24 protein-coding genes are annotated in these 22,624 nt (G+C 61.6%); 16 read left to right on the top strand and 8 right to left on the bottom strand.

Annotated features, from left to right (window positions below):
• Nucleotides 1-5: 5 nt before the first annotated feature.
• The 4 genes from lspA to ACR0NJ_RS03375 all read right to left on the bottom strand — a co-directional run bounded on the left by lspA (nucleotide 6) and on the right by ACR0NJ_RS03375 (nucleotide 5,176).
• Nucleotides 6-476 (bottom strand): signal peptidase II, encoded by a 471-nt coding sequence (gene lspA, locus ACR0NJ_RS03390; RefSeq protein ID WP_480815721.1) that lies wholly within the window; start codon nucleotides 474-476, stop codon nucleotides 6-8.
• Complete coding sequence (purH, locus tag ACR0NJ_RS03385; protein ID WP_480815720.1) at nucleotides 476-2,065, bottom strand: bifunctional phosphoribosylaminoimidazolecarboxamide formyltransferase/IMP cyclohydrolase; 1,590 nt, start codon at nucleotides 2,063-2,065, stop codon at nucleotides 476-478. Before purH ends, lspA begins: the two co-directional genes overlap by 1 nt.
• Before the next feature lie 22 nt (nucleotides 2,066-2,087).
• Entirely contained in the window at nucleotides 2,088-3,827 is a 1,740-nt protein-coding gene (locus ACR0NJ_RS03380) for a heparinase II/III family protein (protein ID WP_480815719.1), read from the bottom strand.
• An 89-nt stretch (nucleotides 3,828-3,916) separates the two neighbouring features.
• Complete coding sequence (locus ACR0NJ_RS03375; RefSeq protein WP_480815718.1) at nucleotides 3,917-5,176, bottom strand: RsmB/NOP family class I SAM-dependent RNA methyltransferase; 1,260 nt, start codon at nucleotides 5,174-5,176, stop codon at nucleotides 3,917-3,919.
• Between the two features lie 91 nt (nucleotides 5,177-5,267).
• Between ACR0NJ_RS03375 and ACR0NJ_RS03370 the strand changes: the two genes are divergently transcribed.
• Nucleotides 5,268-5,450 (top strand): DUF1674 domain-containing protein, encoded by a 183-nt coding sequence (locus ACR0NJ_RS03370; RefSeq protein ID WP_480815717.1) that lies wholly within the window; start codon nucleotides 5,268-5,270, stop codon nucleotides 5,448-5,450.
• Here the strand turns inward: ACR0NJ_RS03370 and ACR0NJ_RS03365 are convergent.
• Nucleotides 5,447-6,307, bottom strand: a complete 861-nt coding sequence (locus ACR0NJ_RS03365) for a LysR family transcriptional regulator (RefSeq protein ID WP_480815716.1) — start codon at nucleotides 6,305-6,307, stop codon at nucleotides 5,447-5,449. The two genes, ACR0NJ_RS03370 and ACR0NJ_RS03365, sit on opposite strands and share 4 nt — an antisense overlap.
• Nucleotides 6,308-6,404: 97 nt before the next feature.
• Here ACR0NJ_RS03365 and tmpA point away from each other — a divergent pair, with 97 nt between their 5' ends.
• The 5 genes from tmpA to ACR0NJ_RS03340 all read left to right on the top strand — a co-directional run bounded on the left by tmpA (nucleotide 6,405) and on the right by ACR0NJ_RS03340 (nucleotide 10,167).
• Nucleotides 6,405-7,541 (top strand): 2-trimethylaminoethylphosphonate dioxygenase, encoded by a 1,137-nt coding sequence (gene tmpA, locus ACR0NJ_RS03360; RefSeq protein WP_480815715.1) that lies wholly within the window; start codon nucleotides 6,405-6,407, stop codon nucleotides 7,539-7,541.
• The gene (gene tmpB / locus ACR0NJ_RS03355) at nucleotides 7,538-8,128 is read left to right on the top strand and encodes a (R)-1-hydroxy-2-trimethylaminoethylphosphonate oxygenase (protein WP_480815714.1); all 591 of its coding nucleotides are present in this window, start codon (nucleotides 7,538-7,540) and stop codon (nucleotides 8,126-8,128) included. The genes tmpA and tmpB overlap by 4 nt, the downstream gene beginning before the upstream one ends.
• Nucleotides 8,125-8,793, top strand: coding sequence for an ureidoglycolate lyase (locus ACR0NJ_RS03350; protein ID WP_480815713.1), 669 nt, complete (start codon nucleotides 8,125-8,127; stop codon nucleotides 8,791-8,793). Before tmpB ends, ACR0NJ_RS03350 begins: the two co-directional genes overlap by 4 nt.
• A 93-nt stretch (nucleotides 8,794-8,886) precedes the next feature.
• A complete protein-coding gene (locus ACR0NJ_RS03345) occupies nucleotides 8,887-9,747 on the top strand; it encodes a hypothetical protein (RefSeq protein ID WP_480815712.1) in 861 nt (286 codons plus the stop codon).
• 33 nt (nucleotides 9,748-9,780) lie between these two features.
• On the top strand, nucleotides 9,781-10,167 hold the full coding sequence (locus ACR0NJ_RS03340; protein ID WP_480815711.1) for a hypothetical protein: 387 nt from the start codon (nucleotides 9,781-9,783) through the stop codon (nucleotides 10,165-10,167).
• Between the two features lie 9 nt (nucleotides 10,168-10,176).
• Here ACR0NJ_RS03340 and dapB read toward each other — a convergent pair whose 3' ends face one another.
• Nucleotides 10,177-10,986: a 4-hydroxy-tetrahydrodipicolinate reductase gene (gene dapB, locus ACR0NJ_RS03335; RefSeq protein WP_480815710.1), complete on the bottom strand. Its 810-nt coding sequence runs from the start codon at nucleotides 10,984-10,986 to the stop codon at nucleotides 10,177-10,179.
• A 91-nt stretch (nucleotides 10,987-11,077) separates the two neighbouring features.
• On the opposite strand from dapB, the gene rbfA reads away from it, so the two are divergent.
• Genes rbfA through truB form a run of 3 tightly spaced genes read left to right on the top strand, consistent with a single transcriptional unit; the run spans nucleotide 11,078 to nucleotide 13,176 of the window.
• A complete protein-coding gene (rbfA, locus tag ACR0NJ_RS03330) occupies nucleotides 11,078-11,473 on the top strand; it encodes a 30S ribosome-binding factor RbfA (RefSeq protein ID WP_170453633.1) in 396 nt (131 codons plus the stop codon).
• Nucleotides 11,470-12,210 (top strand): phosphodiester glycosidase family protein, encoded by a 741-nt coding sequence (locus ACR0NJ_RS03325; protein WP_480815709.1) that lies wholly within the window; start codon nucleotides 11,470-11,472, stop codon nucleotides 12,208-12,210. Before rbfA ends, ACR0NJ_RS03325 begins: the two co-directional genes overlap by 4 nt.
• A 54-nt stretch (nucleotides 12,211-12,264) precedes the next feature.
• Entirely contained in the window at nucleotides 12,265-13,176 is a 912-nt protein-coding gene (truB, locus tag ACR0NJ_RS03320) for a tRNA pseudouridine(55) synthase TruB (protein ID WP_480815708.1), read from the top strand.
• An 8-nt stretch (nucleotides 13,177-13,184) separates the two neighbouring features.
• Here truB and ACR0NJ_RS03315 read toward each other — a convergent pair whose 3' ends face one another.
• On the bottom strand, nucleotides 13,185-14,633 hold the full coding sequence (locus ACR0NJ_RS03315) for a pyridoxal phosphate-dependent decarboxylase family protein (RefSeq protein ID WP_480815707.1): 1,449 nt from the start codon (nucleotides 14,631-14,633) through the stop codon (nucleotides 13,185-13,187).
• A gap of 103 nt (nucleotides 14,634-14,736) precedes the next feature.
• Between ACR0NJ_RS03315 and ACR0NJ_RS03310 the strand changes: the two genes are divergently transcribed.
• The 6 genes from ACR0NJ_RS03310 (at nucleotide 14,737) to ACR0NJ_RS03285 (ending at nucleotide 19,490) form a co-directional block, all read left to right on the top strand.
• Nucleotides 14,737-15,240 (top strand): DUF1643 domain-containing protein, encoded by a 504-nt coding sequence (locus tag ACR0NJ_RS03310; RefSeq protein WP_480815706.1) that lies wholly within the window; start codon nucleotides 14,737-14,739, stop codon nucleotides 15,238-15,240.
• A gap of 94 nt (nucleotides 15,241-15,334) precedes the next feature.
• Entirely contained in the window at nucleotides 15,335-16,342 is a 1,008-nt protein-coding gene (locus ACR0NJ_RS03305) for a calcium-binding protein (protein ID WP_480815705.1), read from the top strand.
• Nucleotides 16,343-16,487: 145 nt separating this feature from the next.
• Nucleotides 16,488-16,757, top strand: coding sequence for a 30S ribosomal protein S15 (gene rpsO / locus ACR0NJ_RS03300; RefSeq protein ID WP_039528663.1), 270 nt, complete (start codon nucleotides 16,488-16,490; stop codon nucleotides 16,755-16,757).
• A 219-nt stretch (nucleotides 16,758-16,976) separates the two neighbouring features.
• The gene (locus ACR0NJ_RS03295; protein WP_480815704.1) at nucleotides 16,977-17,717 is read left to right on the top strand and encodes a hypothetical protein; all 741 of its coding nucleotides are present in this window, start codon (nucleotides 16,977-16,979) and stop codon (nucleotides 17,715-17,717) included.
• 113 nt (nucleotides 17,718-17,830) lie between these two features.
• Nucleotides 17,831-18,418, top strand: a complete 588-nt coding sequence (locus ACR0NJ_RS03290) for a hypothetical protein (protein WP_480815703.1) — start codon at nucleotides 17,831-17,833, stop codon at nucleotides 18,416-18,418.
• 211 nt (nucleotides 18,419-18,629) lie between these two features.
• Complete coding sequence (locus ACR0NJ_RS03285; protein ID WP_480815702.1) at nucleotides 18,630-19,490, top strand: hypothetical protein; 861 nt, start codon at nucleotides 18,630-18,632, stop codon at nucleotides 19,488-19,490.
• Nucleotides 19,491-19,585: 95 nt separating this feature from the next.
• Here ACR0NJ_RS03285 and ACR0NJ_RS03280 read toward each other — a convergent pair whose 3' ends face one another.
• Complete coding sequence (locus ACR0NJ_RS03280; RefSeq protein ID WP_480815701.1) at nucleotides 19,586-21,187, bottom strand: BCCT family transporter; 1,602 nt, start codon at nucleotides 21,185-21,187, stop codon at nucleotides 19,586-19,588.
• A 381-nt stretch (nucleotides 21,188-21,568) separates the two neighbouring features.
• On the opposite strand from ACR0NJ_RS03280, the gene ACR0NJ_RS03275 reads away from it, so the two are divergent.
• Nucleotides 21,569-22,453 (top strand): hypothetical protein, encoded by an 885-nt coding sequence (locus ACR0NJ_RS03275; RefSeq protein WP_480815700.1) that lies wholly within the window; start codon nucleotides 21,569-21,571, stop codon nucleotides 22,451-22,453.
• Nucleotides 22,454-22,624: the final 171 nt, after the last annotated feature.

Below are 22,624 nucleotides of genomic sequence, written 5' to 3'. Positions count from 1 at the left end.
GCGCGTCACGAGGGCTTTTTCGCGTCGAACAGCACCAGCCCCAGCGCACCGGCAAAGATGAACACATCCGCCAGGTTGAAGACGAACGGGTTGTTTATGCCGCAGCAGGACATGTTGAGGAAATCCAGCACAAACCCATACAGGACCCGGTCCACCACATTGCCCAGGGCCCCGCCGATCAGCAGCCCGCCGCAAATCAGCATCAGCTTTGTCGGGGCCGCGCGCAGCAGCCAGACCAGCACGCCCGCCGATATGGCCAGAGAGATACCGATCAGCACCCAGCGCGCCGAGTCGCTGCCACCCTGAAACAAGCCGAAATTGATGCCGCGATTCTCGCCGTATTTGAACACCAGCAGGGGCGGCAGCACGTCGATATCGCCCTCGGCCACGCGCATCACGTGCACGACCAGATATTTGCTGATCTGGTCGATCGCAAACGCGGCCAACGCCGCCCAAAGCAGAAGCCGCGTGCGCATCAGTGCCGGAAATGGCGCATGCCGGTGAAGACCATCGCCAGACCCGCCTCATCGGCGGCTGCGATCACTTCGTCGTCCCGCATCGAGCCGCCGGGTTGGATGACACAGGTCGCACCGGCCTCAGCGGCCTCCATCAGGCCGTCGGGGAAGGGGAAGAACGCATCCGATGCCACGGCTGAGCCGATGGTCAGCGGTTGCGACAGGTCCAGCACATCGGCCATGCGTTCGGCTTTCTTGGCCGCGATCAGCGCCGAATCCACGCGGCTCATCTGCCCCGCGCCCACGCCGACGGTTGCGCCGTCCTTGACGTAGACGATGGCGTTCGACTTGACGTGTTTGGCGACTTTCCACGCGAACAGCAGGTCGCGCATCTGCTCGTCGGTCGGGGCTTTCTTGGTGACGACCTTCAGATCATCCATACCGACAAAACCGTTATCCTTATCCTGCACCAGCAGACCACCGGCCACCTGACGCACGGTCTTGCCACCGGCGGTCACATCCGGCAGGCCTTCGGTCGTCAGCAGGCGCAGGTTCTTCTTGGCGGCAAAGATCGCCTTGGCCTCGTCTGATGCTCCCGGAGCGATCACGACCTCGGTGAAAATCCCAGTGATCTCTTGCGCGGTTTCCGCATCCAGCGGCTGGTTCAGCGCCACGATCCCACCAAAGGCCGAGGTGCGGTCGCAGTCGAACGCGGCCTTGTAGGCCTCAAGCAGCGTTGCGCCTTTGGCGACGCCGCAGGGGTTGGCATGTTTGATGATGGCACAGGCGGCACCTTCCGCTGGGTCAAACTCGGCCACCAGTTCGAACGCCGCGTCAGTGTCGTTGATGTTGTTATAGCTCAGTTCCTTGCCCTGATGCTGCACGGCGGTCGCCACGCCGGGGCGACCCGTGCCATCGGTGTAGAAGGCCGCCGTCTGATGGCTGTTCTCTCCATAACGCAGGGTCTGCTTCAGCTCACCGGCAAAGGCGCGGCGTTTGGGGGCCGCAAGCGCCAGCGCGTCGGCCAGCCAGTTCGACACGGCGGTGTCATAAGCGGCGGTGCGGGCATAGGCCTTTTGCGCCAGCTTGCGGCGGAATTTCGGGCAGGTCGCGCCCTTGTGCTGGTCCATATCGCCCAGAAGCTTGTCGTAATCCTCGACATCAACCACAACGCTCACAAAGGCATGGTTCTTGGCGGCCGCGCGGATCATTGCGGGGCCGCCGATGTCGATATTCTCGACACATTCGTCATAATCGGCACCCTTCGCGACGGTCGCCTCGAACGGGTAGAGGTTCACCACCAGCAGGTCGATCGCGCCGATGCCATGTTCATCCATAGCCGCCACATGCGTGTCATTGTCCCGCAGCGCCAGCAATCCGCCATGCACCATCGGGTGCAGCGTTTTCACCCGGCCATCCATCATCTCGGGGAAGCCGGTGACCTCACTGACATCTTTCACCGCCAGCCCCGCGTCGCGCAGCGCCTTGGCCGTGCCACCGGTCGACAGCAGTTCGACCCCGCGCTCGGCCAGCACCTTGCCCAGCTCGATCAGCCCGGTCTTGTCGGAAACGGAAAGCAACGCGCGGCGCACGGGGTGAAGGTCGGTCATGGGTCCAAGGGTCCTTTTGGCGTCAGTCGAATTCGGGGTCGTCCCGGTGCAGATCGCGCACGGCGTAGGCTGTATCCTGTGCCTTGCTCAGCGTCCACCCGATGCGCGTCGCATACTCCATTGCGCGACCGGAGAGAACGATCTGTTTTGTCGCGCGTGGCTTCAGACGCCCTTTTTCAAGGTAAACGCTTGGAGTGACCGACAATTTTCCCACGCCATCATGGCGAAAAACCCAGATCTCACCGCTTTTGAGCGCCATCGACACCGCTGCCCCGCCCAGATCGAGCGCCGCATCCACGTCGGGATGCAGGTGAAACCGGATGTCGAACCCGATGCCGGACAGGCCCGAGGCATCCAGAGCCCGGTCAAACTGCCGCTTTGCCTTGTCGGTTGCGGTCAGCAGAATATCCTCGCCGGTCAGTTCCCGCCCGTCAAAGCGCAGTTCCAGCGTGCGGGCATGGGTCAGGCCGAAGACCTTGGCATAGCCGTCATGCCCGGCCATCAGCCGTACGCCCTCAAACGCGTCCTCGAACTGAACCGGCACGTCCTGCGGCGCATCGACCAGCGCCTGCGTTTCCCGGCCCGGGATCGCCCGCGCCAGCCGGGCGCTGGAATAGCCATCCAGACACAGGGTCGAATGCGACGGCGTGGCCCGCCCCGCGCGCCGCCATTCCAGCCCGAAACTGCCCCCGGACCCGCAATTGACGATCAAAGGCCGCCGCCCCGAGGTCAGTTCAAACGCCAGGGTCGAGGCATGGGCGTTGTACGAGGCCGCGCCGGTCGGTGGCGCGCTTGCGTCCAGCACCACCGTGGTCCGGGCGGCGGACAGGCGGGCATAGCCCATCGGCAACTCGGTCGCCGCCTTGTGTTTCACCCCACTTTGGGCCAGCGCCTGTTCCAGCCGGCCTTCAATGCCGCGCCCGCCGCCGTGGAACCGCGCCAGTGCGCCGTCGGCGTGGCGCAAGCTGCGCAGGGTCGGCGCAATGCGCTTGATCGCATTGGCCTGCGCCGCCGGGGTGCCGCGCCCCAGATCGTGCAACGCCGCCGAGGTCCAGCTGAGCAGGGTAAACACCTCAAGCAACTCTTCGGGGTTGCGGGTCGGAATGCCGCCCTGCGCATCCACCTGCCGGTCGCATTCCCCGGCCAGGGCGCGCAGGGCGGGATCAGCCATTTGCTCAAGCCCCTCCAACGCCAGACCGGATTGCACCAGACCGGTCAGAGCTTCAAATCGCGGCAGGCCCGGTGTCGCCGCCTGCCAGCGTTTCGACAGAAACCATGTCTGCTGCGCCAGCGAGCGGAAGAACAGCTTGCTTTGCGCCTCATCCACACCGCGCAGCAGAAACAGCGCGTGGTTGATCCAGCGCATCACCCGCCGCCCGGTCAGGTCCGGCACCCAGCCGGGGCCCTGCCCGCGGCCATGCGCCTCGATCCAGCCCCAGACCCAGCGCTGCGCCTTGTCCCGCGCGCGCATGTCGCCCACGGCGGCCAGATCGTCGAGCCAGGCAAAGCCGTGGCGGTCGTCATCAAATCCGGCGCTGGGGGCTGCGACCTCCCACAGCCCGGTATCCTGCGCCTCGACCAGATAGCCCGCAAACAGCAGGTTCCCGGCGACCAGCTGGCGACCGCGCGCGAACGATCCGACAGTGCGGGGTTCGGGCTGGGACACAAAGCCGTTGACCGCCTTTTGCCTTTGGCTCAGGCGCGCGTGGAACCGGTTCTGGAACCGCATCCACCGACTGGTCATGGTGTCCGACTGTGACATGACGCCCGTTACTCTGCCCCTTGCGCTCTGCTGGCGCCTGAGACCCAACGATAGACCGCCCCGATCGTCAAGTCATGGAAAAGCTGCGCTTAGGCGGATTTGGTCAAGCAGGCGATATAGAACCCGTCCATACCGCCCTTGTCGGGCCAGTAGTCGGGGCGCAGGCGCAACCCGCCTTCTTCGGTGATCCAGCCGCTTTCGATCCCCGTCAGGGCCAGCGCGGCGCGGTCGATACGCATTTCGGTGTGCAGGCCCAAAGCCTCTTCGATCTGCACCTCGCCTTCATCGGGCAGCAGCGAGCAGGTGCAGTAAACAAGCCGCCCGCCGGGTTTCAGCAAGGACCACGCATGGGCCAGCATCCGCGCCTGCAACTCGATCAGCCCGCCGAATTCCGAGCCGTCCTTGGCAAAGGGAAGATCGGGGTGACGCCGAATGGTGCCGGTGGCGGAACAGGGCGCGTCCAGCAGGATGGCGTCGTACTGGCCCTGATGGTCCAGCGCATCTCCGGCGATCACAGTGGCCTTGAGGCCCGTGCGTTTCAGGTTCTCATGCACCCGCGCCAGCCGCACCTCGGAGATATCCAGCGCCGTGACCTCAACCCCTGCTGCCGCCAGTTGCAGCGTCTTGCCCCCCGGCGCGGCGCAGAGGTCCAGCACAGTTTCCCCCGGCTTCGGGGCCAGAACCCGCACGGGCAAGGCCGCCGCCGCGTCCTGCACCCACCAGCCCCCGGCTTTATAGCCTGGCAGGGTCGAGACCTGCCCGGCCTCCTGCAACCGGACCGAACCGGTGGGCAGAGTGTATCCGCCCGGGGCCTCGGTGCCCGGTTTCAGGGTCACATCCAGGGGTGCGCCGCTGAAATGGGCCTGTTCCATGCCCTTCACCGCATCCTCACCCCACGCCATGATCAGCGGATCGCGCAGCCACTCTGGCAGGCGGGGTACGCGCATCTTCGGCCACGCATCTGGCCCATCAGCGGCGATCTTGCGCAGAACTGCGTTCACCAGACCCTTGAGCCGCCCATGCTTGCGCGACCGGCCCACGATCTCAACCATCGCGTTGACCACACCATGCGCGGCCTCGCCCTGACACAGCTCGACCGTGCCCAGCCGTAACGCGTTGTGAACGGTCAGCGCGGGTGTTTGCCGCAGGTGATCCGCCAGCAGGCGGTCGGCGCGCTCCAAGCCGCGCAGGGTTTCAATGGTCAACCGTTGCGCCCGCGCGCGGTCCTCGGGGGCCAGACGGTCCAGCGCGCCCGCCGCCAGACATTCGGGCAGCAGCCGCCCCTCGCCCAGTATCTGATCCAGCAGATAGATGGCGCTGCGGCGCGCGGCGGTTGCGGAATTTGACATGATGCTGGTTGCCCCTGATGACCTTTGCCCGCATTGCCTTGGGCGGACGAGGGCGTATATCAAGGCGTGGAACGGAAAGGAACCCGATGTCATGAGTGACGCGCGCAAAGACCTGCCCCCCGCCGCCCAACGCGCCTTGGCCGAGGCCGAGGCTCGTCGCAAGAAGGCCGAGGCGGAGGCAAAAGAGCAGCCCAAGGAACTGGGCGGGCGCGACGGCCTCGACCCCGCTCGCTATGGCGATTGGGAGAAGAAGGGCATCGCCATCGACTTCTAGGCCGCACCCCGCAGCGCTTGCAGAAAGTCATCAATCAAGGCCCGCTGACGTTTCGACCGCACTCGATCTTCGGGCCATGTCAGCCAGTAGCCATCTTTGGTCGGCAGCTCAGGCAAATCCAGCCTGCTCAACCGGCCGGTTTGCAGGTTGCCCGCCGCCAAAGGCACCGAGCCCAAGACGATCCCCATCCCTTGCCGCGCCGCTGTGATCGCATGGCCAATAGAATCGAAACTCAGCCGTCCTGTCGGCAAATCCTCGACCCCCGCAACCCGTGCCCAGTCCTGCCAGCCAGGGCGTTCTCCGCGCTGATCAATCAGCGGTGCACCCCATTCGACACCGGGCGCGGCCATTGGCGCCAGTACCTCGGGCGCGATCAGCTTGGCCTTGCGACCGGGCCAGGACCCGCGACCATAGCGAAGCTGTAGCCATGTGCGTTCCTCATCCAGCGAGGATCGGCGAGCCATAGAATCGGTCATCACCCGCACCTTGGGCCGGATTTCAAGGAACGCTGGCAAGGCAGGCAGAACAAGCGCATGAATTTGCGACGACAGACCTGCCACCCGCAATTGGCGGGGGGATTTGCCGAACAGGTCCTCGGTATTGCGTTCCAGCGCCTGCAAGCTGTCCTGCACCAGCGGCAGATAGCTTTCGCCCTCGATGGTCAGCGACACTCCGCGCGCCTCGCGCACGAACAGAGACCGGCCCAGCCAGGCCTCAAGGTTGCCGATGCGCTGGCTGACCGCCGCCTGCGTCAACCCGAACTCACGCGCGGCGGCGGAAAAGCCGCCCAAACGCCCTGCGGCCTCGAACACGCGTAGCCAGTCCAGCGGGGGCAATCCGATCTGTTTCTTAGCCATAAGGTTTTCCAAGCCTCAGTCGCAATAAGGATTAATTGTCGTAATGCCATGAACCGCGTATCTCCTCAACCAAAGCCCGCGCTGAACAGGAGAGACCATGCTGCGCTCCGCCACCTTCGATCCGTCCGTCGTCACCGTTGAATTCGCCGATGGCACACGTTCCCGCTTTCACGCCATCTGGCTGCGCGACAACGCGCTGGATCCTGAGACCCGCGCGCCGGGTAATGGGCAACGTCTGATCACCATCGGCGACATCCCCGCCGATACCGCGATCAGCGCCGCCGAAGTTCTGAACGGCGAACTGAGCGTCACCTTCCAGCCCGAAGACAAGACCGTCACCTTCCCCGCCGACTGGCTGGCCGCGCACAGCTATGACCGCGACCATGGCACCGAATTGGGGCGCATCGCCCCCGGCATCACCACATGGGCGCAGGGCATTGACGCCCCAAGCGGCGACTGGGCGCAGGTCCACGCCGATCCCGCCGCCAAGCGCAACTGGCTGGCCGCAGTTGTCGAATACGGTTTTGCCAAGCTGACGGGCGGCCCGACCGAACCGGAATCGCTGCTGCGGGTGGCCGACCTGTTCGGCTATGTCCGCGAGACCAACTATGGCCCCTATTTCGAGGTGCGGACCGAGGTGAACCCGACTAACCTCGCCTATACCGGGCTGGGTTTGCAGGCGCATACCGACAACCCCTACCGCGATCCGGTGCCGACGTTGCAAATCCTCTATTGCCTCGAAAACAGCGCCGAGGGTGGCGAGTCCATCGTGGTCGACGGGTTCCGCGCCGCCGAGACGCTGCGCGATCAAAACCCCGACGGTTTCGCCCTGCTGGCGGGCTATCCGGCCCGGTTCGAATACAAGGGCTCGGACGGGGTCTGCCTGCGGTCACGCCGCCCGATGATCGAACTGTCGCCGGATGGAGAGTTGATCGGTATCCGCTTCAACAATCGCTCGACCGCGCCGCTGGTCGACATCCCGTTCGACAAGATGCAGGCCTATTACGCCGCCTATCGCCAGTTGGCCGAGATCATCGATGACCCGGCCATGGGCGTGTCCTTCAAACTGGAACCGGGTGAGAGCTTCATCGTGGACAACACCCGCGTGCTGCATGCCCGTCTTGGGTACTCGGGCTCAGGCTCTCGCTGGCTGCAGGGGTGTTATGCTGACAAAGACGGGCTGCTGTCGACGCTGGCGGCGATGGAGATGACGCAACCGGAGGCGGCGGAATGAAACCCGATTTCTCAACCCTGACCCGCGACAACATCGTGGCCTTCATCGGCGATATCTTCGACCGCCGGGGCGGTGAGGAATATCTGGGCGAACCCGTCACCATGGCCGAACATATGCTGCAGGGTGCCACCATCGCCGAACAGAACGGCATGCCCGAGGAAATCATCGTCGGCGCGCTGCTGCATGACATCGGCCATTTCACCTCGGAATTCGGCACCTACCATCCCGACGACACCGAGGACCGCCATCACGAGGATGCAGGGGCCGAAGTACTGGAGCAGTTCTTCCCCTCGGTTATCACCGATTGCTGCCGCTATCATGTGGCGGCCAAGCGCTATCTCTGCGCCACAAAGCCCGAGTATTTCAACCGCCTGTCCGCCGCCTCGGTCCATACGCTTGAATTGCAGGGCGGCCCGATGAGCGCCGAGGAAGTCGCTGCGTTTGAAGCCAATCCGAACCTGAAAGAGATCATTCAGGTGCGATATCTCGATGAGGCAGGCAAGCGCGCCGATATGGACACCCCCGATTTCGCCCATTTCGCGCCGATGGTGCAGCGCATGGTCGACAAACATATGGAGGTCGCATGAACGCCCCCGAATATATCTTTGAAGCCAGCACCAAACCCTCGTTGCCTTGGCACGAGGTGCCGCTGATCCGGGCCACGGACACCTCTGTCAAAGGCTATGGCTGTCTGGTCGATGACCCCGAAGGCTTCGAGATCGAGATCGCCCGCTGGCCCCAACAGGGCTGGCGGCCCATCGACGAGGGCACCGGCGACGAAGGCGGCTGGGTCGAAGGCACCTTTCACGGCGAATGGAAGGGCGATGTGCTCTATGGCAGGAACGACGCGGTCGGCGGCCACTATGTTTTGGGCTGGTCCACCGACCCGCAACAGGCGCAGGCAGACCGGCAAACCGCGCCGCGCGATCAGGTCCTGCTGTGGCACATGAATTACCACCCCGATGGCGGTCAGATGTTCTGGCCGCTGGACAACAAGCCCTTCATCATCCCCGCTGCCCTGCCCGGTGACAACCTGACGCCCGACAAGGTGGTCGCCTTCTGGTGCGACGGCTCCAAAGGTCTCTACATCCATCCCGGCATCTGGCACGAGGGGATTTTCCCGGTCGAAGACACCCAGCGGTTCCTTGATCGTCAGGGTGCGGTGCATGCCCGGGTCAGCGCCGATATCGGCAAGGAATTCGGCGTCTACCTCGCCTGTCCGTTGCGCGCGGACAAGGTCAGGGACCTGTAAGGACACGCCCTGCGGGGCGTGTTTTCAGATTCCCTTAACCTTTGCCGCAAACTTCTGCGATGCTCTGCTTGAGCGTGTGCAACGGAGGCAAAGATGGCATTGAACCGACGCAAACTGGTGCAACTGGGAACCGCGGCCACCGCAAGCGCGGTGCTGCCGCGATTTGCCCTTGGCGCAACCGGCCAGAATGATGCGTTCGAGGCGCAATTTGCCGACACGCTTGATCGCCTGCGCGCGGCCTATGTTGCGCTTGGCTTCGCCGAATCTCAGCCTCTGCCCATCGCCACCGGGGATGCGGGTTACAACGGCGGCTTGCGGCACGATTTTGATCAGGACGCTCTGCCGACGAATGCGTTCATCATCCAACCTCTGGCTCGTGTCGGCGATGTCGACGAGAAAACCCGCCCCGATATCCTGCCTCTGTTTCACGAGGTCGGCTGCCATCCCGGCGGAGCGATCTCGGGCCGAGAGACAACGCAGCTTATGGTACGCCTGCTGACGCAGGATTTCGGCCTCGACCCAGCGCGCCTTGCCTTTGTCAGCGTCCCGCAGGCCGATGATATGCGCCCCGTTCTGGACGATTTGAACCTGCCCTTCGCCGAAAAGGTCCTGCTTCGCGATGAAGCCGAAGCGCTGGCCGCCCGCGACGCCTCGGGCTATTTCTTTCCCGACCCGTTCGGCGCGGATTATCTGGTCACGATGGGTGTCTATTACCGTGTCAGCGATGGGACCGAACCCGCCCCCACCGCCTATCCGCCATCCGCCAACTGGACCGAGATCGGAGAGATCATCATCGGCGGCGAAGTCGCGCCCTTGGGCATTTCCATTGGGGCCGAACGACTGACCTATGCGCTGACGGGGCAGTTCCCCACATGGGATCAGAGGCTGGGCGCACTGTTCGCGCAGGTCGAGCAGGACGGCGCGAAGCCGCCGGGGTTGGCAGCGTTTCGCTAATGTGAGTTGTATGTTTGCGAGGGTTAAACAGATATGGCTTTGCTGAACTTATTTTTAATTTTGTTTGGATTGTTACTTGTGCTCTGTTTCACGGCTCGTGTCGCCACGATTCTGCTGGCATCGGTTTTTCCAGTCTTCAACTTCAAAGATGAGTTTACTGAGTACTGGATCAGAACTCGAGGCTCACCGCCATCCCGCAGGCGGCTAGTTCTGAACGCCTATGGGGTGGCCAACCAATTTTTCATGCATGAAAGATGCCACGACTTAAATGTGTCCAATGGCATACGGATCGTCCCCAATGCCAATTATTTTCTTTTTTTCGCGCTAAGTTTCGCATCGCTTTTTGTAGCAGTGCTCTTTTGGGTCGCCGTGTTCTTTGTTTATGTTTTTGCCTACGCTCTTGTACGCACTTACTTCTAACTGCAGCGCCTACAACCCCAGCACATCCACCATATCATACTGACCCGGAGCCTTGCCCTGCCCCCACAGCGCCGCTTTCAGCGCGCCGCGGGCAAAGATGGCGCGGTCGGTGGCCAGGTGGCGCAGGACGATGCGTTCTCCGGGCGCGGCGAACAGGACGTCGTGCTCGCCCACGATGTCTCCGCCACGGATGGCGTGGAAGCCGATATGGCCGCGCTGCCGCGCGCCGGTGATGCCGTCGCGAGCGCGGTCGGACACGTCTGCCAGATTGACCCCGCGCCCTTCAGCGGCGGCTTCGCCCAGCATCAGCGCGGTGCCCGAGGGCGCGTCGACCTTGTGGTGGTGGTGGCCTTCGATCACTTCGATGTCGAAATCTTCGTCCAACGCGGCGGCCACCTTTTTGGTCAGTTGCACCAGCAGGTTGACGCCGAGGCTCATGTTGCCCGCCCGCACGATCACCGCATGGCGCGCGGCGGGTTCAAGCGCGGCGATCTGTTCGTCCGTCATGCCGGTGGTGCCGATTACATGCACGCAGCGGGCTTGCGCCGCCAGCGCGGCGAATTCCAGCGTCGCCTCGGGCGCGGTGAAGTCGATCACCGCCTGCGCCTGTGCGAAGGCCTCCAAAGGATCATCCGTGACCGTAACGCCCAGCGCGGGGCCGCCCATGGCCGTACCCACATCCTGACCGATCCAGTCATGGCCCGCGCGTTCAACAACGCCGACCAGACGCGCCTGATCGCTGTCGGTGACGGTTTTGATCAGCATCTGACCCATGCGGCCCGAAGCCCCTGTGATGACGATCCCCGGAATATGGGTCATTGCTGTGTTCCTTTTTTGCAGTCGGCTCAAAGCCTCCTACCCGGTTCGCGCCCGCTTGGCAAAGCCCCGCTTTGCGCTTAGATCGGGGATTATGGCAAAGAACAAATTCCACGATGGCCCCGGCCCGTCCCAACGGCAACTGCGTGTCGGCGAACTGATCCGCCGCACCCTGTCCGAGGTTCTGGCGCGCGGAGATGTCCACGACCCCGACCTGAACCGCATGTCGATCACTGTAGGTGAGGTGCGCACCTCGCCCGATCTGAAGATCGCCACCGCCTACGTGCTGCCCTTGGGCGGCAAGGGGCAGGAGGATGTGATCGAACTGCTGGCCCGCAACAAGGGAGAGCTGCGGCGCGTGATCGGCAAGAAGCTGAACCTGAAATTCTCGCCCGATCTGCGCTTCCGGCTGGATGACACGTTCGACCGTCTGGACGACACCCGCCGCATGTTCGAACAGGACGCGGTGCGCCGCGATCTGGACGAGTGATCCGCACGCTTGCAACGTTGGGCGCGGTCCTGTGGGCTGCGCAGGCTGGCGCGGTGACCTGCGAGAAGGTCACCCATGGGGACAAGCGGTATACCGTCTGCAAGGCGGACGCGTCCGAAGACCTGCGCCTGTTTCTGAACGATGCGGATGGCGATGTGCTGGGGCATTTTTCCTCGGTCAACGAAGTGCTGGCCGCACAGGGCAAACGTCTGGCCTTTGCGATGAATGCGGGCATGTATCACGACGACCGCTCGCCCGTCGGCCACTATGTCGAGAACGGTCAGGAACAGATGCGCGTCATCTCGAACCCCGGCCCTGGCAATTTCGGCCTGCTGCCGAACGGCGTGTTCTGTATCCGCGAGGGTCGGGCGGATGTGTTCGAGACGCTGGATTATGTCGACCAAGCCCCCGATTGCCGTTTCGCCACCCAATCCGGCCCCATGCTGGTCATCGACGGAGAGCTGCACCCCCGGTTCCTGCCCGATTCGACCTCGCTTTTCGTGCGCAACGGGGTGGGCACCAGCGATGATGGGACGCGGGTGGTCTTTGCGATCTCGGACGACTACGTCACCTTCCACGAATTCGGCCTGCTGTTCCGCGATGTGCTGCAGACGCCGAACGCGCTGTTCTTTGACGGCAATATCTCGCGCCTCTACGACCGCGCGGGCAACCGGTCGGATATCGGGTTCTCACTGGGGCCGATTGTGGGTGTGGTCGAAGACGCCCCTGCAAATTGACAGGGCTGAGGCGATCCGTTAGGCCGCGCGCCTTAACTGGAGTCTGGGTGAACTATGGGACGCAAACGCAAGGGCCGCGATATCTCGGGTTGGCTGGTGGTGGACAAGCCTGCGGGCATGACTTCGACCGCCGTGGTGAACAAGGTGCGCTGGGCGATGGACGCGAAGAAGGCAGGCCACGCGGGCACGTTGGACCCCGAGGCAACCGGTGTTCTGGCGGTGGCGTTGGGTGAGGCGACCAAGACGGTTCCCTATATCACCGACGCCTTGAAGGCCTACACCTTCACCGTGCGTCTGGGACAGGCCACAAACACCGACGATGCCGAGGGCGAGGTGATTGCGTCCAGCGATACGCGCCCGACAGATGAGGATATCAAACAGGCTCTGTCCCCGTTTCTGGGCGACATCATGCAGGTCCCGCCCAAGTTCTCCGCCGTGAAAATCGACGGCCAGCGCGCCTATAAACTGGCCCGCGATGGCGAGGATGTTGAACTGTCAGCCCGGCCCCTATGGGTCGAGGAATTGATCCTTGTCGACCGCCCCGACGCCGATCACGTGGTGCTGGAGATGACCTGCGGCAAGGGCGGCTATGTGCGGTCCATCGCGCGCGATCTGGGTGCGGCGCTGGGCTGTCATGGCCATGTCAAAGAACTCCGCCGCATCTGGTCCGGCCCGTTCGAGGCCGAAGATGGGCTGAGCATCGAGCAAATCGACGAGATGGCCAAGACCACGGCGCTGGATGAGTATCTGCACCCCTTAGAAACAGGCCTCGCCGACCTGCCCGAGTTGAAATGCACCCCCGAAGGGGCCACCCGCCTGCGCAACGGCAATCCGGGCATGGTGCTGGCGTCGGACGTGGAATATGGCGATGAGGCCTGGGCCTCGCTGGACGGTAAGGCGGTCGCAGTCGGCATCTACAAATCCGGCGTGCTACATCCCAGCAGGGTCTTTGTGGAACCGAACTGACCCGGACCTCAGGCCGCGAGCCGCAATGCGCGCCCTAGCCTTAGAATTTCGGACACCAGCAAGTCCAAATCCTCGGTCCGGGTGCGGTGGTTGTTGACCGCAACGCGCAAGCAATGAGAGCCGCGCACGGTGGTGTCGGACACGACGGCGGTGCCTTCCTCCTGCAGGTGCAACATGATTTCAGTGTTGATCTCGCGCAGGGCGTCATCGCTTAGCCCACCGGGATCGTAGCGGAAACAGACGATGTTAATCGAGGTCGGAAACATCAGCGTCAGATTGTCCTGCGCCTCGATCAGACCCGTCAGATACTGCGCCTTTTCGATGTCCTGATCGATGAGCCTGCCGAATTTCTGCACCCCATGTTCGCGCAGGGACATCCAGACCTTCAGCGCCCGGAACCCGCGCGTGGTCTGGATACCGTAGTCGTGCAGAAACGCGGCCCCGGCAACGCCCCGCGACTGTGGTTCCAGATATTCCGGCGTCAGCGTAAATGTCCCGTGATGCGCATCATGATCGCGGACAAGGGCACAGCCGACCTCGAACGGGGCGTGCAGCCATTTATGCGGGTCCAGCGCCACGGAATCCGCCCGATCGATTCCGGCGACGCGCCAGCCATTGTCAGGCGCAATCGCGATCAGCGCGCCGATACAGCCGTCAACGTGGAACCAGAGGCCCTCCTTCCGGCAGAAGTCACCGATTGCGGTCAGGTCATCCACCGCCCCGGTATTCACGGTTCCGGCAGTGGCGATGACGCAGGCGGAGTTCAGGCCGTCTTGGCGGTCCTGCGCGACCATCCGGGCCAGAGCCTCCAGATCCATCGTCAGATCGTCCCGCGTGGGCACCCGGCGCAGGGCGGCATTGCCAAGGCCAATCGTCTCAAGCGATTTCTGGTGGCAGCTGTGCATCTGTTCTGACCCGTAATAGCGCATGGGCCGATCCATCGCGGCCACGCCATCGTGCCGCATGTCGATCCCGGACTGCACATTGCGCGCAACGGTCAACCCGATCATGTTGGCAACGCTGCCGCCGCTGGTCAGCGTTCCGCTTGCGCCCTCGGGCAGCCCGATCATTTCACGCAGCCAGTCAACCACCTGCCGGTCTACCAGCGCCGCCGCGTGGTTGCCCCCGCCCAGGTTCGAGCCTTGCACGGCCGCCAGAAAATCCGCCATCGCGCCGGTGAAATTGCCCGCGCCCATGTACCACGCCCAGAACCGGGGATGGATATTGCCCATCGGATAGGCCATCACACGGGCATTGACGTCGTCCAGAACATCGCCCAGCGGCAGGCCCTGCTGCGGCGCGGGAGTTTCAAAGCTGGCGCGCACGTCCTGCGGCATGTCCTGCCAGATCGGTCGGTCACGCACATCCCGCGTGTGATCCAGCGCCATGTCCAGCATCTGATGCGCCAGTTTGCGCGTCTGCTCCCAATCCGCCGGATCGAGTGTTTCGAAAGTCATGAAAAGCCCCCCAATGCGTGTTCAAATGCAGGCAACCTAGCACATTTCTGCCAGCCGGACATCGGCCCTTGTCAACGGGTCCGAAACCGGACAAACCCGGACCATGATCACCCGAACGCATACCAAGGGCGACGCGCCCTCGACCGCCGTGTATTCCGATTGCGAGCACTACCGCTACAGCCTGACCCGCATCTGGGACCCCGACGGGCGCAAGGCGCTGTTTGTGATGCTCAACCCCTCGACCGCGACCGAGGTGCAGAACGACCCCACGGTCGAGCGCTGTGAACGCCGCGCGCGAGCGCTGGGTTTCGGGGCGTTTCAGGTGACCAACATATTTGCCTGGCGCGACACCGACCCGCGCAAGATGCGCGCCGCTGCCGATCCGGTGGGGCCTGCGAATGACGCCGCTATTCTGGAGGGCGTGAAATGGGCCGATCAGGTCATCGCCGCCTGGGGCACCCATGGCGCGCATCTGGACCGAGGCCCGGCGGTGGAAACCCTGCTGCGCGACACCGGCCAGCCGCTGTTTCATCTTGGGCTGACCAAGGACGGGCACCCGAAGCACCCGCTCTATATCGCCTATACCCAACAGCCCGAACCGTGGTGACAAAGGGTTAACCACAGACTCAACCTGGCTTTGACCAAAGGCTTGATCGCATGGGATATTTCCCACCGAGGCAGCACGCTTTCGGAGGGTTCCCATGTTTCTGGCCGGATTGCTTGGACTGGCCGCCATAGGCGGCGCGGCATACGCGATGAGCGACGTGTTCGTTTCAGAAGAAGACACCGATGACGACACACCAGAAGGTGAAACCGATGTCCCGGTGACCGAGGGCGAATATCTGGATATCGGCGAAAATGTCGACGAACCTGCAGACCCGGATGCCACTGAAGTATCAACCGGGACGATCCTGTCGGAATTCGAAGGCGATCTGGTCATTGCCGGCAGCGACGGGGCGGATGTACTGACCGGGCAGGACGGTGTCGATCAGATCAACGGCTTCGGGGGCGACGACTTCATCGCTGGCAACGGCGGGGACGACGTGCTGCACGGGGGCAGTGGGGCGGATGCAATCTCTGGCGGGCAGGGTGATGACGTTCTGCATGGCGACGCGGGCGATGATGCTCTTGCGGGGGAGGAGGGCGACGATACCCTCTACGGCCATTTCGGCGAGGATCATCTGAACGGCGGTGACGGCGACGATGCGCTCTATGGCGGGGCGGATGATGACACTCTGACGGGGGGTGAGGGCGAAGACGCGCTGCAGGGCGGCTTTGGCGATGACACCCTGTCCGGCGGTGCAGGCGAGGATACTTTGTTTGGTGGCGACGGTGACGACTTGCTACATGGGAACGAGGATGACGAGACCGATTTCCTGAACGGCGGCGCGGGGGACGACACGATTCTGGCCGGTGGCGGCGATGTCGTGGATGGCGGCCAAGGCGCGGATGAGATCGTGCTGGACGAGCAGCAGGAAGAGGTCACGGTTATGGGGTTTCAACCCGGGCAGGACAAGCTGCTGGTGACATGGGAAGATCAGGACGACCCTGAGATTCAGATCGAGACCGACGCAGAAAACCCCAACCTGACCCATGTTCTGATCGACGGTCAGAGGGTGGCCAACCTGTTCGGGGCCGAGGGGATTGCGGCGGGCGATATCCAACTGATCACCGAGGCGCAGCTGGCGCAATTCGGACAGGTGGGCTGACCCCGCAGAATCCCTTTGCCATTCCCGCCAAAAGCGCCTATACGCGCCCATCCGCATCGGAATCGGTGCGGTTTTCTCCATGGGCCTGTGCTGGACGACATCCCGGCCTGCGCCATCAACCTTAACCTTTTACAAGGAGACCCCGATGTCGATCACTGCCGCTGAAAAAGCACGTGTCATGAAAGAATTCGCAACCAAAGAGGGCGACACCGGTTCGCCTGAAGTCCAGGTTGCCATCCTGACCTCGCGCATCACCACCCTGACCGAGCACTTCAAGACCCACAAAAAAGACAACCACGGTCGTCGCGGTCTGCTGAAAATGGTCGCCCAGCGTCGTAAGCTGCTGGACTACCTGAAAGGCAAGGAAGAAGCGCGCTATCAGGACCTGATCAAAAAGCTGGGCATCCGCCGCTAAGCGAGATTTTCGCTCGGGCTTTCACGATCCGGCTTGTACAATTTGTACAGATCAAACACCCGCTGTTTCAGCGGGTGTTTTTCGTTTGAGACGGTTTTTGTGCGGAAATTCACCGCAACCGAGGTTCCGCCCATCTCAAAAACTAAACTCCGCCATAAGACGTAAGGTTGATGTCAAACTATTGCCTTAGTTGAGTCCTACGTCTTCGCCGATATGAAGATGCTATTTGCCAAACGCCTTGCTCGCGTCGCTTTACTTACATTCGCAGCCAGTTCCGCCGTCCCTGCCGAGGCCGCAGACGCACGCATCAGTTTGCATTTAGACCGGATATCGGCGCCATTGACGCCCATCACAACTGACGCTCCGTTTGACTGTGTCGCGCCTGCTGTGCCCGCCAAGATCGAGCTGAACCACGATCTGACAACAAATGGTCCCTACCTGTCCGCCTTCCTGAAATCGGAAAGCTCGACCAAGAAGATCGTTGTACGGCGTGGAGGGCAAGTTCAGCAGAACCAAGGCACGCGTGACTCACCCGCACGGTTTGTACAGAAGTTTTACAAGAAGGAAGAACAAGCCGAGCTTGCCGATATGAAACTGCGTGCAACGCTGTTCTTCTGCGATCATGCAGGCTTTCCCGAATTCGTCAAAGGTGACTTTAACCTTTTCGGTCAAATCGGAAACTTCGCTGCCGATATCCAACGATCGTTTGGCCCTGATGAGCGTGAGGTCCTGTCGATGCAATACAGTAGTCGAAACTGGACAACGACGAACGGGCGGCAATTCGTACCCTTGAACGGTTTTGGCTACGCCAACCAGCCGGACAACGTGATGGGAGAACTTCACCTAAGCCTGAAGCTGCCAGACGCGCCGTTCGATCTGAAGAAGGGCGAAGGGCAGATTTTGGTAAACGCGGGTTTTTATGGCAACATCCTGGTCACGGGTTCAGCGGTGCGGCCATGATAACACGCCAGCGATTCTGCCGTCTTGCGGCCCTTGTTATACTCGGCGTTGGCCTCATGTCCGCTTCGCACGAAACAGCATCGGCGCGGGGCTGGAACTTGGACTCCCGCCAGATGAACTACGTTACCGCGACCTTGAAACCTGCCAAGGGGGTCGGTGAGCAGGACATTTGCCCAAAGCACTTTCGCCCGATGCATCTTGTCAAAAACATCGACCTCAGCAGATATAGCAAACTGTCCGTCAAAGCATATGCCGCCGAAAATTTGTTATCCACACAGGCTGACGCAGCACGCGCAAACAAGTTAGTCGCGGTGCACATGCGGATTGACATAACAGGATGCAGTTTTCGGCAGCATTTCTTGCCGCAAAACGGCGTTGTGACGATTACCGGTGAACTTGGCATCGGAAAACTGCGCGAAACCAGATTGTCTTTTGTTCAGGGCGGTCGCGACAATTCACTTGAGGTGAAATACACCGCCAATCTTGCCGGTCCGGATGACACGGTTCCGCAACCCTCTTACCTGGGGTGTTGCAACACGTTAACAACGTGGCTGGATGGGCGCCGCGTGTTGGGGACTCTGCTTCTCAGGCCACGCGAAAACTGGGTCCCGATTGAGTCGTTCCGTCTTGATGGCGAAGCCGTTCATCTGGATTTTTGGCCCCCAAGGCTTTTCGTTCTCGCGCCAGATGAGTTGAACTGACGAACCCCTGGGAAGCAAAACGTGACTGGTTTGGGCCAACACGCTCCTGCGCCATCGGACGCAGCAGATGAGGCACTTCCTCCACCAAGCTCTGGGAAAACTCCAAAACGGCAACCGGCTACAAACCGGAAGAGGCCTTGACTCGCATGGCGCAAATTGCGCCTCATAAATTATCCGATTTCTCGCATGTGATTGATGAGGGCAAAGAACGGTGCTCGGCCATGAAATTCTGGAACTTCTGGGCGCCTCGTCACTGATCGTGATTATCTTGTCAGTGTTCTGGAAAGGCGACGATGCGGTCTCGCCCGCGTTCCGAGCCGACATTTCCGAATGGCTGCTGCGCCTGAAGGCCCCCAAGGCAAACAGCCCGGTGGGCACGGCGGTCATGGGTCTGTTCGTCCGAGTGTTCGGTCCGCGGCACTGGACCCTGCGATGTTTCCTTGCGTCCTGCCTGGTGTCCTGGCTGACCTTTGCCTTTTGCTACCTGTACTTCTTTGTCACCGAGGAACGCTACTTTGCCTCGGACGTCGAGCTGAACGTGATCGGCATTGGCGGAGTTTTGACGTTTTTCCTGATCATCAATCCGGTCATCGACTACCTGTCGCTGTTTTGCACCCGGTTCATTATTGGGAAGGTAGCCGCCGGGAAATTACCGGTCCTGATCGCGATCATCGTCGATTTCTTGGCCTCATATTTCTCGTACCTGATCATATTCGGACTGGCCGCTTTTGCGGTGCTTTCCTTCGATCCGGTTTACCTGCGCGGCATTCTCGATGCGCTGAACCAACATAATTTCGCCGAAGTACCATCGGTTCTTCAAAATCAGATCGGCGTTTTCATCGCCATCATTCTGCTTTCGTCTTACGTTTCCAGCATGTGGCTGTGGGCTGCAGCGCTCGGGACTTTGGTGATCAGAGTGCTATCCCGAAGCGCCAAACTGATTTCCACGCTTCAATACGTGCTGCCGGTCAGCGAAAAACCTGTCCGGTCAATGGGTATCGTCGCGTTTTTGTTCTGCCTGGTCACGATGATCGGTTTTTCGGTGGCGTCATGGGCGTCAGGATTTGTCTGACACCTTGCTACGTGCGCAGAGTTTCGCTGCAAAACCGCCGAACAAAAAACGCCCACCGCATGGGTGGGCGTTTCCCTAATGTTCAAAGACGTTGCTTACATCTTCGCCTTCTCAGATTTCAGCGCCAACCACAGGCAGTAGCACATGATCAGAACCACCAGCGTGAACGGGATGCCGGTTGACACCGCCGCGCCCTGTAGAGCCGACAGGCCTCCGCCCAGCAGCAGGGCGATGGCCACCAGGCCTTCCAGCGTGCACCAGAACACCCGCTGGATCACCGGCGCGTCCATCTTGCCGCCTGCGGTGATCGTGTCGATCACCAGCGAACCGGAATCCGACGAGGTGACAAAGAACACCACGATCAGGACCAGCGCAATGGGGGCCACGATGCTGTAAAGCGGCAGCTCTTTCAGGAAGCCGAACAGCGCGCCTTCGGGGGCGTAGCTGTCGATCACCGTGGCGCGAACACCCTCGGCTCCGCCTGCGTTCAGCATGTCGATGGCGGCACCGCCAAAGGTCGACATCCACAGCGCGCAGACAGCAGTCGGGGCCAGCAGCGCGCAGAGGATAAACTCACGCACCGTACGACCCTTGGAGATGCGGGCGATGAACATGCCCACAAAGGGCGACCACGCGATCCACCAGGCCCAGTAGAAGGTCGTCCAGCCGTGGAAGTAACTGGTATCCTCGCGCCCGAACGGGTTGGACAAGGCCGGTAAGTGCGTCACGTAATCCACCATGACGTTGAAATACCGCGCAATGGCCGTGCCGACGCCGGTGACGACGATCACGAAGATGAACAGGCCCACGGCCATGATCATGTTGATCTCGCTCAGCCGTTTGACACCAGCGTCCATACCCATCAAGACCGAGCCCAGCGCGATCAGCGTGATCCCGATGATCAGCAGGACGGTGACTGTGGGGCTGGGTTCGATGCCGAACACCTCATTCAGACCAGCCGCAACCTGCTGCGCGCCCAGACCCAACGAGGTGGTCAGACCGAACAGTGTGGCAAACACCGCCAGCGTGTCGATGAGGTGGCCCCACCAGCCCCAGACCCGCTCGCCCAGGATCGGGTAGAAAGCCGACCGCAGGGTCAGCGGCAGGTCCAGGTTATAAGCGAAGATCGCAAGGCTCAGGCCCACGGCAGCATAAACCGCCCAGCCTTCAAGGCCCCAGTGGTGGATGGTGCCAACGATACCGGCATACTCATTGCCCGGCACCGCGATATCGATGCCCAGAGGCACGGCATTTCCGCCTTCTGCGAAGTTGTAGTAGACTGGCTCCATGACGCCGAAGAACAGCAGCCCGATGCCGATACCGGCGGCGAACATCATCGCAATCCATCCGGCATAGGAATAATCGGGCTTGGCATCCTTGCCGCCGATCCTGACCTTGCCGACAGGCAAAACGATCAGCACCAGACAGAACAGGGTAATGGCGTCGACCGAAAGCACCAGGAACCAGTCAAACGTGCTGGTCAGCCAGGGCCGGAGCCATCCGAAGAAGGTCGCCGCAGCCTCCTGATTGGCCAATGCGATCAGGACGAACGCAAAGATCAGGATGCTGGAAATCAGAAAAACCGGGTTGTGAATATCAAGACCGAACGGCCGGACATTGTCCTGCCCCAACTCGTACTCGGTCTCGAAGTCATAGATGCGTGGATCGGGATCCAGCATTTTCTTGGTCTGAGCCATTCGCGCGCCCCTCTGTTCGCCAGGTGCAAACGCCAAGGTATTCGACCGGTCGACGGATATGAGTGTTCTACCGCCTTGGCGCGTTTCCGTCTCTTCGACCGCCGGGTCAGTGGTAACAGCCTACACCGACATCATATTTTCACAAAACGCATTCATTTTCAGATATGTTAGCGCCCAATTTCAGCCAACAATCCGGGCCCTGCCCAGCACGCTTCACGCCTGCCCGTCCGACCCGTCAAAGCGACCCGACCTCGGGCGTTGAGCCAGTCCACCCCTTGCAAATCGCACACCCTCAGGTAGTTTTCGGCAAAACAATACAACGCTACCGCTTTTTCACGGCTGGCGGACACCGGGCACCCATTTGATTGCAGGCAAATGCTTATGTTTCTTATCCTCAATTCCCTGATCCTGTCGTTCAGCGTAACGCCGCGGATGATTGGTCCGGTCATTTTGATCAGCCTCGCCTCGATCATAGTCTGGTTTTTTCTGGGTTTCGTCACACTTGGCTTCGCAAGCTATGTGAGCGAGCCGATCACCGCCGCCTTTATCAGCCTGTTCGGTATTCGGGTGGCTTTGGCGCTCAAGGGCGATACGCGCCAGACCGACCTCAAGATTCTGGCCCTTAACGCGACCCTGTACGGCGTGTTCTTTGTGGTCGTACTGGGCGGTCTGGCCCTCGTTGCTAATGTCGCCGGTGTTGTGTTTGCGCTTTGGCAACTGGGCCAGCCCATATCCCTGAGCGCGCTCGCCGAAGCTGCCGAGCCGGTTCAGGTGTCCTTCGCCTTTCTTGCCGTAGGCAGCAAGATGATCGTGGCCTATGTTCTTCTGGCGGCAATCTACACCGTCTTGGCCGTACCCATGGCAAGCGCCGCGCGCGAGGCCGGGTTTGGCGCATCGGGCCGCGGGTTCTTCAACGGGTTCGGGCGCAGCTTCATCCCCTTGTTCTGCGTCTTTTTCGTTTCCATTTTCTTGCAGTTCTTTTTCGGGCTGTTTACCGCCGTGTTTGCGATGTTGCCGCTGGTCATGTCAGCGGTTTCCTTGATCCTCACCCAATCGCTGCCTGATTTCGATCCCGCTTTTATTCTCAAAGGCATCGCATCGGCCGCAGGTTTGCTGTGGCTCAATTCGTGGATCTGGTCCGTATCTGCGCTGGCCCTTTTGAAATTCGACGACAGCGATGTGCAGCCCGCCCCTGCCCCATCCCCCGCTGCAGAACCGGCACCAGACATTCGGGCGTTGCGCAAATCCCGCGAGCGGTCGTACTGATCCCGGCACCCCAGCCATCAAGGCCGATGACCGCCGAGTAAACTCAGGCCCCTTCCCTTCGCGCGCAATCTCATGTATGCGCGCGGTATCTTGAGACGTTGTGCCCTGACCCCGGCACTCGAATGGAAGATAAACTGGGGTCGGCGGCAATGGGGCCGCCATGCAAACCGG

The sequence above is a fragment of the Ruegeria sp. F11 genome (genome assembly GCF_056533855.1).
This window is presented reverse-complemented; position numbering and strand designations above follow the sequence as displayed.